The organism is Streptomyces sp. NPDC020983, from assembly GCF_044333485.1.
GTDB lineage: Bacteria > Actinomycetota > Actinomycetes > Streptomycetales > Streptomycetaceae > Actinacidiphila.
In genome coordinates, this window is sequence record NZ_JBIRRA010000002.1 from 390,353 (window position 1) to 404,579 (window position 14,227).

Below are 14,227 nucleotides of genomic sequence, written 5' to 3' on the forward strand. Positions count from 1 at the left end.
CCCGAGCTTCCCGGTACCTCCCCGCGACCCGCTTCCCCTTCGTGCCGCGCCCCGCTCAGAGATCTCCCCTCGGCCCGCGCGGCCAATCCTGGAGCGTTGTCACTCGAAAGAGCGGTGTCGGGTGCGTGAGCCCCGTGTTCGAATAAAAGTTCGATAGCGTGGTCGGAGACGGGATCCAGCGACAGCACCGGGACGGACGACGACCGGGGAGGAGGGTGGTGAGGCACATGGAGCAGCCGACGGAGCAGTACCGGCCGCGCCGCTACGAGGTCGTGGGAGCGGACGGCGTCCGCCTCATGGCCTGGGACTACGCGGCGGCGGCCGCCGTCGCGGCGCCGCGCGGGACGCGGGAGCCCGGGCACGGCCCCGGGCGCGAGTCCGGCCCCGGAAAGGAGTCCGGCCCCGGGAAGGTGTCCGGTCCCGGGCACGGCGGGGACGGGCGCCCAGCCGTCCTCCTGCTGCACGGGCTGCTCGGCCGGGCCTCCCACTGGGCGGAGACGGCGCGCCGGCTCGCCCCGCGCTACCGCGCCATCGCGCTCGACCAGCGCGGCCACGGCCCCACCGCCCGCCCGCAGGAGCCGTCCGCCCCCGAGGTCTACGCCGCTGACGCCGCCGCGGCCGTCGAACAGCTCGGCCTCGGCCCGGTCGTCGCCGTGGGCCACGGCACGGGTGCGCTCACCGCGTGGCAGCTCGCGGCGCACCGCCCGGACCTGGTCGCCGCCGTCGTCATCTGCGAGATGCGGGCGGCGGCGCCCGGTGAGGCGCTGCGGCGCGTGTGCGAGGAGTGGGCGCAGTCCTGGCCGGTGCCCTTCGCGACGCTCGCCGACGCCCGCCGCTGGTTCGCCGAGCAGGACCCCTTCGCCGATCCCCCCAGCCCGGCGCGCGGCGAGTTCTTCGCCGAGGTGATGGCGCAGGAGGAGGACGGCTGGCGGCCGCGGTTCGCCGCGCAACTGCCCGGCCCCGGGCATCCGTGGATACGTGACGCGCACTGGGACGAGCTGGCGGGTGTGGCCTGCCCGGCCCTGGTGGTGCGCGGCCTCGACGGGCAGCTCGGGCGGGCCGAGGCGCACGAGATGGTCCGGGTGCTGCCGCAGGGCCGTTACGCCGAGGTGCCGGACGCCGGGCATCTGGTGCCGTGGGACCAGCCCGACGCGTGGTACGCGGTGGTCGAGGACTTCCTGCGGGAGGTGGCACCGGGCCGCCCGGTCGCCGGCCGCGGATGCGGGCCGTGCACCGCGGAGGTGAGAGTGGTGTGAGAGGTCGGTGATAATTTGCGAGGTCTGCCGGGGCCGTGGCGGGTGGCCCGTGCCACGCTGCGCTCCGGCAGTGCGGCCGCGGGGCTGCGGGGCGGGGTGACGGTGCGTCGGACGCGGGCCGCGTGGGCCACGGGGCCCGGCGGGCGAGCGGAGGCACCCTCATAAGGCCTGCTGGTAGCTTGCGGTCGCCGGATTCGTATCGCGTCATGGGGGAGAAGAGTGCGTCACGGAGTGATGAGAGCCGGGGTCGCCGCGATGGCGGTGGCCGCGGCGATGGCGCTGGGCGGCTGCGGCGGCAGCGGCGGCGGCAAGGACGACGCCACGGCGACACCGAGCGCGACGGGGCAGCCGGACTCGCCCTCCGTGAGCCCGCCCGCGAACGCCTCCGCGGAGCCGGCCACCACCACGGCGCCCGGGCCCGGCGCCTCCTCGACGGACTCCGGGCAGACGGCCGGCGCGACGGACACCGTCGAGGGCGTGTGGCTCGCGGCGGAGGGCGCGACGAATGTCCAGCTCGTCCTGGGAGCCGGCAAGGCGGGCCTGACCAGCACTCACCTCTGCGGCGGCACCTACACCGGCAAGGACGCCATCGCCATCACGCTCACGTGCATGGACGGCGACACCCAGCGCACCACGGGCCGGGGCCGGCTGTCCGCCGACGCCAAGACGCTGACCGTCACATGGACGGACGGGCCCACCGACGTCTTCGCCCGGACGGGCCTGCCCAGCGACTGACCGCACGTCAGGGCCCCGCACGGCCCCCCGGGAGTCCCGCGGCGGGGCGGACGGGGCCGCGCAGGGGCCGCCTTGTGCTGCCCTGACTGCGGCTCAGCAGGTCGCGATCGTGTCTTCCCTTCGCAACAACTGTGTAGTTGGTGTCGGAGGATGGCGGTGATCTACTGCAATCGGGTGGCTGGTGCGCTAGCGTCCCGAGGGCGGGCGAGGGGCCCGTGAACATCCTGAGGTAACGGGGAGGCTAGATATGTCCATCCATGGTGCTGATATCCAGCAGTTGCGCGACCTGTCCGGCAAGTTCAGCACCGAGGCGGGCAACCTCGGCACGCTGATCGGTCACCTGCAGTCGGCGACCTCCAGCAGCGAGAGCTACTGGAAGGGCCCGGCGGCCGAGCGCTTCCGCAGCGAGTGGGCGCAGCTCAAGCCCACCTTCGACAAGTTCGTGGCCACGCTGCACGACGCGCAGAAGTCGGCCAGCACGAACGCGGACAACATCGAGGCCGCGACGCGCTGAGTGCGCGAGCGCCCGACCGCGTGACCGCCCCTGGGGGGTGCGCGACGCAGTGAGGGGCCGGACCGGGGTCACACCCCGGGACCGGCCCCTCCGCGTGTCCGCCCCGCCGTCAGCCCAGGGCCACGCCCTGGACCTGCACCATGTCGCCGCCCCTGATGAGCAGCCCGCGGCCGACCGGCCCTCCGCCGACGTCGCGCGGCAGCCGCACGTTGAACAGGTCGCCCTCGCTCGACCCCTGCGGCGACAGCAGCAGCCCGCTGCGCGAGCGCCGGGCCTCGACGAGGAAGCCGCGGTACTGCGAGCCCATCTGGTCCGCCGAGCCCGCGGCGATCAGCCCGTGCTCGCCGTCGAGACCGGACTTGACGACCGCCTCCAGCGCCGAGTCGAGCGGTGTGTCGTAGATCAGCTCACCGTCGTCCACGACCACGACGTAGGCCGCCCCGGCCCCTGCCAGGTCCGTCAGCTCCTTGAGGTCGTCGCCCGTCGCGTCGCCCGTCAGCAGCCCCAGCACCCCGGGCTCCCCGGCCAGTTCGCGCAGCGGCGAGCGGCGCGGGCTGACGAGGACCACCGGCACCCCGGCCGCGGTCAGTGAGCGGGCCGCGGCGATGAGCGTGGTGGAGCGCCCCGACTTCGGCGGCCCGGCGACGACGAAGCCGGGTCCCGACTCGCGCAGGTCGATGCCCATCGGCTGCAGTTCGTCGCCGCCCACCCCGAGCAGCGCCCACAGCGTCGACGGCGGCGCGAAGTCCGGGTCCAGTGCCAGGGCCTCGCTGACGGTGATGCGCGGCGGCAGCGCGTCCACCCGCATGGGCCGGTTGACGCGCGGGGACCCGCGGTGCAGCTCGGCCGCCTCCCGCCCGATCCGCTGCAGCGCCTCCACCTGGGCCTGCCCGGAGGGCTCCGGGGCGAGCAGCGCGATCTGGCTCTCCTGCACGCCGTGGTCGGTGGGCCGCAGTGCCCGCCCGGACGGCATGCTCTTGGGGACCTCGCGCACCGCGAGGCCGCCGGTGGTGTAGTCGTTGGGGTCGGCCATCCGCAGGATGAGCTTGTCGGCGAAGACCGACGAGATCTGCCCGGAGAAGCCGCTGCGGTCGGAGGTCATGACGATCTTCAGGCCGGCCGCGGCGCCCTCGCGGAAGAGCCGTTGGGCGGCCTCGACGAGCTTGCCGTAGTTGTACGACTCGAAGGTCGAGACGTAGCCCTCCCAGCTGTCGAGCAGCAGCACCATCCACGGCAGCCGGTCCTCCGGCGCGGCGGCCATCGCGCGCTGCTCGGCGGCGCTGGAGGCGCCGCGCAGGGCGAGCATCTGCTGCCGCCGGGAGACCTCCGCGGCAAGCCGGTCCAGCAGCCGCTGGAGGCGTTCGGGCTGGTCGCGGGTGACGACGGCGCCGCAGTGCGGCAGGCCCACCAGCGGCAGCAGCGCGTTGGCGCCGCAGTCGATGCCGTAGAGGTGGACGTCCTGCGGCGAGGCCGTCCTCGCCAGCGAGCCGGCGAAGGTGCGCAGCGCCGTGGAGCGGCCGGAGCGCGGGCCGCCGACGATCAGCACGTGCTCGCCGTGCACGATGTCGACGACGAGCGGGGTGCGCGCCTGCTGTGCGGGCAGGTCGGTGAGGCCGTAGGGGATCGGCGGCACGTCCTGCCAGGCGCCGCCGGCAGCCGTGCGGGACGCGGCGGAGCCGACGGCGGAGGACGCCAGTTCGGCGATCGTCACGGACTCCGGCAGCGGGTCCAGCCACGGCTTGCGCGGCGCGGGCAGCCCCATCAGGTCCGAGGCGGCGGCGATGGCGTCGACCAGCACCGCGAGGTCCGTGACCATCGTGCCGTCGTCCTCGTCGCCGCCCGCGCCGCGCGGCAGCGGCCGGCCGAGCGCGGACCAGCCCAGCGGCTGGACGCCCGCCTTGGCGCGGCTCTGCCCGGTCGCGGGGCGGCGGCCGCCGATGCGCGCGGACTGCACGCCGACCAGCGACTGGGCGCCGGAGCGCACGTAGGCGCGGCCCGGCGTGGACTTGGCGATGGCGCCCGCGTCGGGGGCGTCGATGACGTCCCGCGACTCGTCGGCGTCGGTGACGCGCAGGGCGATGCGCAGGTTGGTGTTGGCGCGGATGTCGGCGCTGACGACACCGGCGGGCCGCTGCGTGGCGAGCACCAGGTGCACGCCGAGGGAGCGGCCGCGGCGGGCGATGTCGACGAGGCCGGCGACGAAGTCGGGGAGTTCGGCGACCAGTGACGCGAACTCGTCGATGATCAGCACCAGCCGGGGCATCGGCTCCAGTTCGGGCCGCAGCCGCCGCGCGTCGCCGTAGTCCTCGATGTCCTTGGTGGCGGCGTTGAACAGGATCGTCTCACGGTGGTGCAGTTCGGCGGCGAGCGAGGCCAGGGCCCGCTCGGTCAGGTGCGCGTCGAGGTCGGAGACCATGCCGACGGTGTGCGGCAGCCGGGAGCAGTCCAGGAAGGCGCTGCCGCCCTTGTAGTCGATGAGCACGAAGTTGAGCGCGTCGGGCCGGTTGACGACGGCGAGCGAGGTGATGACCGTCTGGAGCAGCTCCGACTTGCCCGCGCCGGTGGTGCCGGCGACGAGCGCGTGCGGGCCGTCGCGCCGGATGTCGAGCACGAAGGTGCCGTCGGCGCCGATGCCGATGGGCGCCGCCGTGCTGGAGCCGCCGCGCTGCCAGATCCCGGCGACGTCCTGCCCGGTGGGGTCGGGCATGCCCAGCAGGTCCAGCAGCCGGGCGGAGGTGGGCAGCGCGCTGTCGGCGTCGTCCCGGCTGACGTCCCGGACGGGCGCCAGCGAGCGGGCGACGAGCTGGCACCAGTCGCTGCCGACCTGGTCGGCCAGCACGTCGCCGAGCGCTTCGAGGCCCGCGCCGCGCAGGTGGACGCGGGCGTCGTCCTGCGGCGACCAGCACACCGCGGCCCGCACCTCCTCGGGCAGCAGCCGCTCGTCGGCGTCCAGGCACAGCGCGAGGATGCCGAACCGCGGGCCCTCCTGGAGCAGTTGCGGTACGCCCGGGGTGCGCCGCAGCAGCCGGGCGCCGTCGAGGACGACCAGCACGAACGGGTCGGGCCGCAGCCCGCCGCCACCGCCGGAGGACAGGGCGTCGGCCTTGCGGCGCTCCAGCTCCTGGAGCAGTTCGTTGATCCGGCGCGCGGTCGTCTCGCCGTCGGTGCCGATGAGCGCGACGCAGTCCTGGCCCTGCTGCGGCGCCAGGTGCGGCAGCCAGTGCGCCCAGCTCCACGCCTGCCCGGCGTCCGGCTCGGACGACAGCAGGACCATCGACAGGTCCCGCGGGCTGTGCAGCACGGCGGCCTGCGCCACCAGCCAGCGCGCGGTGGCCAGCGTCCGCTGCCGCAGCCCCGCGACGCCGACGACGCCCAGCTCGGTCAGCGGCAGCGGCACCGGCACGTCGTTGACCTTGGGCGGCACCGGCTGCGGCGAACCCTCCTGGACGTGGCCGCCCTTGGGCAGCAGCTCGATGTCGGCGAGCAGGTCGGCGACGCCGATGCGCAGCCGCAGCACGTCGTGGTCGGTGAGCCGGCGCTCCCACAGCCGCATCCGCGGGCCGGTCGCCCACAGCAGGATCTGCGCGGCGTCCGGGTACGCGGCCCGCCGCTCGGCGCGGTCGGTGAGCCGCGCGCTCTCCAGCGTCATCTCGTGCTGGGCGAGTTCGGCCTTGAACTGCTTGGCGGTGTTGCGGTCCTTGCGCTTGCCCTCGCGGGACTCGCTGAACCACTGGCCGGCCAGCATCATGGGGCTCATCAGGCAGAAGAGCAGCATGTAGACCTGGTGCACCATGAAGTACATCGACAGGCCGAAGATCAGCGGCACGAGCGCCGCGATGTACTGGAAGCGCGCGCCCTCGCCCTTCTGCGGCGGCTGCGGCACGTACAGCCGGGGGCGCGGCGGCAGCGACTTCAGCCGCGGCGGCCGGTTGTAGGCCAGGCCGCCCTCGCCCATCGGCGACAGGTGCGCGTCCGGCTCGCTCGGGACGTCCAGCACGACGACGGTGTCGCCGCAGCGGATCTGCGCGCCCAGCGGCCATGCGCGCTCGCCCGTGACGGGCTCGCCCTCCAGGGTCAGCTCCGCGCCCGGCTCCACGGCCAGCGTGACCGTACCGTCCGCGGCAACCGACACCCGGGCGGCGACCTGCGGGAGCACCGCGTCCGGCACCGAGACCGTGCAGTGCTGCCCCGATCCGAGGGTGGCCCTGCCCAGACCGAGCCGGGCGACCCGGCCCGCCCCGGGGCCGCCGCACACCCGCAGCTCGACGCGCCCGGAGGGCTCGCCGGTGCGCATGAACGGGCCGATGGAGTCGTCGGTGGTGACGCGCATGCCGTCCCGCAGCACCGCGCCGGCCGGCGCCTGCGGATCGCACAGCAGGCCGTCCGCCCACAGCTGCACTGCCGCCCCGGGGGGCGCTCCGCGTGTCCCGGGGAAGGCCAGCACCGTGCCGCCGCCGGCCGGTGCCGCGCTCAGCTGCGGGGCGCCGCCCGCCGCGGCCTGGGCCAGCGCGGCGGCCACGTCGGCGGCCGAGGCCCCGTCGTCCGCCGCGACGACGACGTCACGCCCTTCCTCACCTTGCTGTACGACCGTCACGGTCACCCGCATGGGATGTTCCCTCCCCCGCCGCGGCCGGCCGGCCCGAACCTCACGCTCCGGCCCCGGCCCGGGCGCACGTACCTGTCCCAGGAGGCTATCCGCCTCCGGAAACCTCACGTAACCCCCTCCCGGCCGGGGCGGTTGTGAGCAAAACGTGAACACGGCCCCGCGTGCCGGGCCGGTGTCCCGGGCCGGACGGCCAACCACGGCCGTTCGGAGCCGTGTTGCGGGGGTTCACGGGCCGCCGCGGAGGGTGCGGGAGTGCGGAACTGTTGCAGGGCTGTGGTCCGTCTGTCGCCCAACGTCCTTGAGGGGCTTTGTCGGGCGCTGATAGCGTCCCCGTGACTTGACATTGGAAAGCGGTCGGCAGCCAGGCACCCCGGTGACGGCCCGTCCGCGAACGACCGTAAGTCGCGTACGAGCGACGGGGGCAGTCACGTGAGGACCAGGGATCGTTCCAGCGGAGGCGGTGGCGGGCACCGCCAGGCCGCCATGCCCGCGCCGGCAGTCGGGATGCCGGGCGGCGGTGAGCGGCTGCCGACGGCGCCGCGCGAGCGCAAGCCCGCGCTCGCCGCGCTCGCCGTGCTGCTCATCCTGCTCGGCGCGTTCGGCGCCGTGCTGACGGTGGTGCGGGCGAGCCACAAGGACTCGTACGTCGAGATCACCCAGGCGGTCGCGGCCGGCGACCCGATACCCGAGTCCGCGATCCGCTCGGTGGACCTCTCCGACGACTCCGGTCTCGGGCTGATCCGCTGGGAGCAGCGCGGCGACCTGCTGGACAACTACCGGGCCGCCGTCACGCTCGTGCCGGACTCGGTCCTGTCCAGCAACATGATCACCAAGAAGGACAACGTCCTCACGCAGGGCAAGTCCCTCATCGGGCTCTCCCTCCAGGACGGGCAGTTCCCCCGGAACTCGCTCAGCGTCGGTGACTCCGTGGCCGCGTACCTCGTCGGCAGCGACGCCGCCAAGGACAGCGGCGACGACTCCTCCGGCAATGCCGGCGGCGGCCAGCAGAGCACCCTGATCAGCAACAAGCTGATCGTGAAGTCCATCGACGCCGACAGCTCCGGCTCCGGCAGCGGCAACACGTACGTCACCGTCCTCGCCGACACCGCCGACGCGGGCCCGCTGACCAACGCGGCCTCGGCCGGCAACGTCACCCTGGTGCGCATCGCGCCCGCCGGCGGGAACTGAGTGAGCGGCGGCACCTACTCATGGCACTGATCGCCCTCGCGGCGGACAAGGGCTCGCCCGGCGTCACCACGACCGCTCTCGCACTGGCCGCGGTGTGGCCGCGGCGCGCCCTGCTCGCCGAAACCGACCCGGCCGGCGGCGACCTGGTCTACCGCTCGCGGGCCGCCCACGGCGGCATGCTCGACCCCAACGTCGGTGTGCTCTCGCTCGCCGCGGCCGCCCGCCGCGGCCTGGCCGCCGAGCAGCTGTGGGAGCACGCCCAGTCGCTCGCCGGCGGCCTGGACGTCCTCGTCGGCCTCGGCGGCTCGGACCAGGCCACGGGCCTGACCGGGCTGTGGCCGGTCCTCGGCGAGGTCTTCTCGATACTCGGCCAGTCGCCGAACGGCGCGGCCGACGTCATCGCCGACTGCGGCCGGATCAGCGGCGACTCGCCGTCGCTCGGCCTCTTCCAGCACGCCGCGCTGGTGCTGCTGGTGGCCAGGACCGAGGCCGAGCACCTGGCCCGGGTACGGGACCGGGCCGCCGCGCTGTCGGCGAAGCTGCACGGCTCGCAGCGCGGCGCCGGCGCCCTCGGCCTCCCGCCGATCGGCGTGCTGCTGGTCGCCGACCCCGGGCAGAGCGCCCGCATCGCCGCGCAGGCCAACGAGATGCTGGTCGCCTCGCAGATATCCGCGCGGGTCGTCGGCACCATCGCCCACGACCCGGCGGGCGCCGACATGCTCACCGGGCGGCGCCGCGGACGGCTCGACAAGTCCCTGCTGATCCGCTCCGCGCGGCAGATCGCCGCCGACGTACCGAACCGGTACGGGGTCTTCCGATGAGCGAGATCGACCACCTGCTGGTCAAGCGCTTCCGGGAGCAGGCCGGCGACCGGATAGCCGAGCAGCGGCGGCTCGACCAGGTCTCCGGCGCCCCGGCGATGACCGCGGAGGACGAGCGGCAGTTCGCCCGCGCGATCATCGCCCAGATCCTGGAGGACTACGCCCGCCGGGAGATCAACGCCGGCCGCACCCCGCTGGACGCGCTCGCCGAGGAGGCGTACGCGGCCGCCGTGCACGCGGCGCTCTTCGGTGTCGGCCGGCTCCAGCCGCTGCTGGACGACCCGGACGTCGAGAACATCGACATCAACGGCTGCGACCAGGTCTTCGTCGGCTACTCCGACGGCCGCGAGCTCCAGGGCGAACCGGTCGCCGAGAGCGACGAGGAACTGATCGAGCTCATACAGGTGCTGGGCGCCTACTCGGGCCTGTCCTCGCGCCCCTTCGACTCGGCGAACCCGCAGCTGGACCTGCGGCTGCCGGACGGCTCCCGGCTCTCGGCCGTGATGGACGTGACGCGTCGGCCGGCGCTGTCCATCCGCCGGGCCAGGCTCGGCAAGGTCTTCCTCGCCGACCTGGTCGGCAACCACACCATCACCCCGGAGCTGGCCAGCTTCCTGCACGCGGCCGTCATGGCCCGCAAGAACGTGATGATCGCCGGGGCCACCAACGCCGGCAAGACCACCCTGCTGCGGGCGCTGGCCAACGTCATCCCGCCGCACGAGCGGCTCATCACCGTCGAGCGCGCCCTCGAACTCGGCCTCGACCAGTTCCCCGAACTCCACCCCAACGTCGTGGCGTTCGAGGAGCGGCTGCCCAACTCCGAGGGCCTGGGCGCCATCTCCATGGCCGAGCTGGTCCGCCGCTCGCTGCGCATGAACCCCTCCCGGGTCATCGTCGGCGAGGTCCTCGGCGACGAGATCGTCACCATGCTCAACGCGATGTCGCAGGGCAACGACGGCTCGCTGTCCACGATCCACGCCAACAGCTCGGCCGAGGTCTTCAACCGCATCTCCACCTACGCGCTGCAGGCCAGCGAGCGGCTGCCGATCGAGGCCTCGCAGATGCTCGTCGCGGGCGCCATCGACTTCGTGATCTTCGTCCAGCGCCGCAACGACTTCCAGCACGGCGGCACCCTGCGCCGCATGGTCACCTCGGTCCGCGAGGTCAACGGCGTGGACGGCAGGGTCCTTTCCAGCGAGGTCTTCGCCGAGGGCAGGACCGGCGCGGCGGTACCGCACGCGCCGATCTCCTGCCTCGACGAACTCCTCGCCCACGGCTACCAGCCCACGGGGGTGTGGCGGTAATGACCGGTGTCTTCTCCTTGACCGTGATGTACGGGCTGCTCGCCGGCGCCGTCGTCGGCGGCGGCATCGCGCTGTTCGTGGTCGCGATCCGCGGCTGGGCGCCCAAACCCGTCGCACCCGGTGAGGCGCCCGCCGACAGGGCGGCGGAGATGATGCGCTTCCTGTCGCAGCGCGGCTCCATCGCCGCCGTCGCCGGTATCGGCGTCATCGCGCTCACCCGCTGGGCGGTGCTCGGCATCGCGACCGCGCTGCTCGTCTTCACCTGGGACAAGCTCTTCGGCGGCGCCGCCGACGAACGCGCCGCGATGAAGCGGGTGGAGGCGCTGGCCGGCTGGACGGAGTCGCTGCGCGACACCATCGCCGGCGCCGTCGGCCTGGAGCAGGCGATCCCCTCCTCGGCCCGCGCCGCCGCGCCCGCGCTGCGCACCCACCTGGAGGCCCTCGTCGACCGGCTGCGCGCCCGCACCCCGCTGCCGGACGCGCTCCAGCACCTCGCCGACGAGATCAACGACGCCTCCGCCGACATCATCATCGCCGCCCTGATCCTCAACTCCCGCCTGCGCGGGCCGGGCCTCCGGGAGGTCCTGGGGGCGCTCGCCAAGTCGGCGCGCGAGGAGGTCGACATGCGGCAGCGGGTGATGGCGCAGCGCGCCAGCACCCGGCGCAGCGTGCAGATCGTGGTCATCGTCTCGGTCGTCGTGGTGCTGGCGCTCGCCATCTTCAACCGCGGCTTCGTCAAGCCCTACGGCACGCTGCTGGGGCAGATGGTGCTGCTGGTGGTGTGCGCGCTGTTCGGCGCCGGCTTCTGGTGGCTGCGCAGCCTGTCGAAGGTCGAGACCCCGGCGCGCTTCCTCGTCCACTCGCCCGAACTCCACGCCCAGCGGCAGGAGGTGCTGCACCGGTGAACATGCTCGCACTGGCCGGACTGCTCGGTGCCGTGACCGGTATCGGCGTCTACGCCCTCGTCAGGGCCCTCGCCCCGAGCCGCAGCAGCGCCGCTGCCACCGTCGCGCAGATCGACGCGCTGCGCGCCCAGGGCCCCGTGTCCGGACCGGCCCCCCAACCCACCGACCTGCGCGGCCGGATCGGGCAGCGGGTCGCCGCCTTCTACCTCGAACAGGGCTGGGAGCTGCGCTCGATGCGCGCCGACCTGGCCGTCCTGGACCGCAGCTTCGAGGGCTTCCTCGCCACCAAGCTGCTGCTCGGCGCCGTCGGCCTGGTCTTCGGACCGTTCCTCTACGCCCTGATCTGGCAGCTGGGCTTCGGCATCAGCCCGATCATCCCGGTGTGGCTGGCGCTGGTCTGCGCGGGACTGTTCTTCATGCTGCCGGACCTCGAAGTGCGCCGCGACGCCACGGAGAAGCGCAAGGACCTGCGCCGGGTGATCGGCGCCTACCTGGACCTGGTGTCGATGAACCTGGCCGGCGGGCGCGGTCTGCCCGAGGCGCTGATGGCCGCCGCCGAGGTCAGCGACGGCTGGGCGCTGGTCCGGATCCGCACCTGCCTCAACGACGCCCGGATCACCGGCGTCAGCCAGTGGGTCGCGCTCGGCCGGCTCGGTGCGGAACTGGGCGTCGAGGAGCTGCAGGACCTGTCCGTCGCGCTCGGCCTGGTGGCCGACGACGGCGCCAAGATCCGCGAGTCGCTGGCCTCCCGGGCGGAGACCATGCGGCACCGCGAGCTCGCCGAGATCGAGGGATCCGCGGGCGAGAACTCGCAGTCCATGCTCGTGGCACAGTTGATGCTCGCCGCGGGTTTCCTGGTCTTCCTGATGTTCCCGGCCGCCATGCGCGTCTTCCAGGCGTGAACCGGACCACCACCGCACGCGTCCCACCGACAGGGCGGCAACGGCGCCGCGGGTTCGACGCACGAAGCACGAGTCACGACGCACGACGCACGACAGACAACGCATCCGAGAGTCGTCCGCCAGAAAGGATCCGGACCATGAACCGTCCCAACCCCCTCGCCAAGGCGACCGCCGCGGTCACCGGGCTCGTCCGCCGCCGCATCGCCTGGGCACGCACGGAGGGCCGCAGCGTCGGCGCCTCCGCCGTGGAATGGGTGATCATCTCCGCGATCGTCGCCGCACTCGTCGGCGGCATCGGTTTCGCCATCAGCAAGGCGCTGAACGACAAGACCACGGACGTCACGAACTGCATCGACACCGCGAGCAGCGCGTCGAAGTGCTGACGCCCGCCGGACACCGGCGGGCACCGGAACAGCGAAGAGGACGGGGAAGAGCATGAAGGCGGTGGGCCGCGTGCTGCGCGACCGGCTCGCCGCCGCGCGCGGCGACAGCGGCGTGGGGCGGCGCAGGGCGGACGACCGCGGGATGACCGCGATCGAGTTCGTCTTCCTGACACCGGTCGTCTTCGGGGTCATCATCGTCACGGTGCAGTTCGCGATGTACTACTTCGCCACGCACGTCGCGATCGCCGCGGCCCGGGCGGGCGCCCGGGAGGCCCGTACCCAGGCCGCAGTGGCCGGCAGCGACTGGCAGGGCAGGGCGCAGAGGAAGGCCGACTCCTACATCAACGGGCTCGGCGGCAGCCTGCTCACCAGCCCGAAGGTCACCGCCCAGCGGGTCCCGGGACACGGCGACCGGATCAGCGTGGAGGTGTCGGGGCACGTGCCGTCGATCCTCGGCATCGGCATCACGGTGGACCGCAAGTCCGAGGGGCCGATCGAGCAGTTCATGCCCAACGGGTGAGGGAGCGGCCCGGCATGACGGCAGCGGGCAGGGAGCGGACGGCGCGCACCGCGCGGACAACGGGGATTTCGGGGACTTCGGGGATGACTCGGACGGGGACAGTGAGGACGGCCGGACGGTGACGTACAGGACGGTGACGGCCACCGCGGCCGCGCGTGCCTCGGCGCCGGCCCTTCGGCGGCGCGCCGCGGCGGGGGAGAGGGACGGGGACGGGGACGCGGGGATCTCGACGGTCGAGGTCGTGATCATCGCCCCGGTGCTGATCCTCTTCATCCTGGTGCTGGTCGCCTTCGGGCAACTGGCCGACGCCCGCGGCGAGCTGGACGGCGCCGCGCGCGACGCGGCGCGGGCGGGTTCGCTGCACGGCAACCACGCCAAGGCCAACAGCGCGGCCCGGCAGGTCGCCACCCAGGACCTCCAGCACATCTGCTCCGGCCCGATCAGGATCACCCACGACAACACCCGGTGGGCCCCCGGCGGTGTCTACACCGTCCAGGTCTCCTGCTCGGTCCGCGGCCTGTCCGACCTGGGCCTGCCCATCACCACCACTTTGAGCAGCGAGTTCGCCTCGCCCCTCGACCCCTACCGGAGGTTCGAGTGAAGCACCTGCTGCGCGCCCGCCTGCGGGCACTGCGGGACGCCTGCGGCCGCGGGGACGACCAGGGTTCGGGCGCCATCGCGCTCCTGATCTTCGCGCTGCTCTTCGTCACGCTCGCCGCCTTCGTGGTCGACGGCGGCCGGGTCCTGTCGACCCGCGAGCGCGCCGCCGACCTCGCCGAGCAGGCCGCCCGCGCGGCCGCGCAGGACATCGACGTGGACGCCCTGCGCTCGGGGGCGAACCTGGGGAAGACCGCGCCCATCCTGTACGGCAACTGCATGAGCGACATCACCAGGTTCCTCACCGCGGCGGGCCTCAGCGCGGACGACGTCAGGCACGCGAGCTGCAGGGGCAACCGCCGGCGGGTCACCGTCACCGTCCAGGTCACCTTCGAGCCGCTGGTGACCAGCCTCTTCGCGGTCAAGGGCCACGCCGTGACCGGCACGGCCACCGCCGAGGCGCTCACGCAGTAGCCCGCGGTACGGGCGCGCCGGC

Annotated in this window: 13 protein-coding genes; 12 read left to right on the top strand and 1 reads right to left on the bottom strand. The window is 73.8% G+C overall.

Features of this window, described 5'->3' with window-relative positions; translation table 11 throughout:
* Window positions 1–227 precede the first annotated feature (227 nt).
* The 3 genes from ACH4SE_RS05155 (at window position 228) to ACH4SE_RS05165 (ending at window position 2,505) form a co-directional block, all read left to right on the top strand.
* A complete protein-coding gene (locus tag ACH4SE_RS05155) occupies window positions 228–1,256 on the top strand; it encodes an alpha/beta fold hydrolase (RefSeq protein ID WP_398541913.1) in 1,029 nt (342 codons plus the stop codon).
* A 234-nt stretch (window positions 1,257–1,490) separates the two neighbouring features.
* Entirely contained in the window at window positions 1,491–1,991 is a 501-nt protein-coding gene (locus ACH4SE_RS05160; RefSeq protein WP_398541914.1) for a hypothetical protein, read from the top strand.
* 247 nt (window positions 1,992–2,238) lie between these two features.
* Window positions 2,239–2,505 (top strand): WXG100 family type VII secretion target, encoded by a 267-nt coding sequence (locus ACH4SE_RS05165; protein ID WP_031514107.1) that lies wholly within the window; start codon window positions 2,239–2,241, stop codon window positions 2,503–2,505.
* A gap of 109 nt (window positions 2,506–2,614) precedes the next feature.
* On the opposite strand, the gene ACH4SE_RS05170 is transcribed toward ACH4SE_RS05165, so the two are convergent.
* A complete protein-coding gene (locus tag ACH4SE_RS05170) occupies window positions 2,615–7,111 on the bottom strand; it encodes an FtsK/SpoIIIE domain-containing protein (RefSeq protein ID WP_398541915.1) in 4,497 nt (1,498 codons plus the stop codon).
* A gap of 483 nt (window positions 7,112–7,594) precedes the next feature.
* Between ACH4SE_RS05170 and ACH4SE_RS05175 the strand changes: the two genes are divergently transcribed.
* From ACH4SE_RS05175 to ACH4SE_RS05215, 9 genes are all read left to right on the top strand, one after another.
* Window positions 7,595–8,299: a hypothetical protein gene (locus ACH4SE_RS05175; protein ID WP_398541916.1), complete on the top strand. Its 705-nt coding sequence runs from the start codon at window positions 7,595–7,597 to the stop codon at window positions 8,297–8,299.
* Window positions 8,300–8,319: 20 nt separating this feature from the next.
* Window positions 8,320–9,120, top strand: coding sequence for a hypothetical protein (locus tag ACH4SE_RS05180; RefSeq protein ID WP_398541917.1), 801 nt, complete (start codon window positions 8,320–8,322; stop codon window positions 9,118–9,120).
* Entirely contained in the window at window positions 9,117–10,424 is a 1,308-nt protein-coding gene (locus ACH4SE_RS05185; RefSeq protein WP_398541918.1) for a CpaF family protein, read from the top strand. The genes ACH4SE_RS05180 and ACH4SE_RS05185 overlap by 4 nt, the downstream gene beginning before the upstream one ends.
* Window positions 10,424–11,329 carry a type II secretion system F family protein gene (locus ACH4SE_RS05190; protein WP_398541919.1) on the top strand — a complete coding sequence of 302 codons (906 nt, stop codon included), beginning with the start codon at window positions 10,424–10,426 and terminating at the stop codon, window positions 11,327–11,329. The genes ACH4SE_RS05185 and ACH4SE_RS05190 overlap by 1 nt, the downstream gene beginning before the upstream one ends.
* Window positions 11,330–11,331: 2 nt before the next feature.
* Window positions 11,332–12,231 carry a type II secretion system F family protein gene (locus tag ACH4SE_RS05195; RefSeq protein ID WP_398542140.1) on the top strand — a complete coding sequence of 300 codons (900 nt, stop codon included), beginning with the start codon at window positions 11,332–11,334 and terminating at the stop codon, window positions 12,229–12,231.
* Window positions 12,232–12,368: 137 nt separating this feature from the next.
* Entirely contained in the window at window positions 12,369–12,614 is a 246-nt protein-coding gene (locus tag ACH4SE_RS05200; RefSeq protein WP_398541920.1) for a hypothetical protein, read from the top strand.
* A gap of 52 nt (window positions 12,615–12,666) precedes the next feature.
* Window positions 12,667–13,134, top strand: coding sequence for a TadE/TadG family type IV pilus assembly protein (locus ACH4SE_RS05205; protein WP_398541921.1), 468 nt, complete (start codon window positions 12,667–12,669; stop codon window positions 13,132–13,134).
* A gap of 118 nt (window positions 13,135–13,252) precedes the next feature.
* Window positions 13,253–13,735, top strand: a complete 483-nt coding sequence (locus tag ACH4SE_RS05210; protein WP_398541922.1) for a TadE family protein — start codon at window positions 13,253–13,255, stop codon at window positions 13,733–13,735.
* On the top strand, window positions 13,732–14,205 hold the full coding sequence (locus ACH4SE_RS05215; RefSeq protein ID WP_398541923.1) for a pilus assembly protein TadG-related protein: 474 nt from the start codon (window positions 13,732–13,734) through the stop codon (window positions 14,203–14,205). Before ACH4SE_RS05210 ends, ACH4SE_RS05215 begins: the two co-directional genes overlap by 4 nt.
* The last annotated feature ends 22 nt before the right edge of the window (window positions 14,206–14,227 follow it).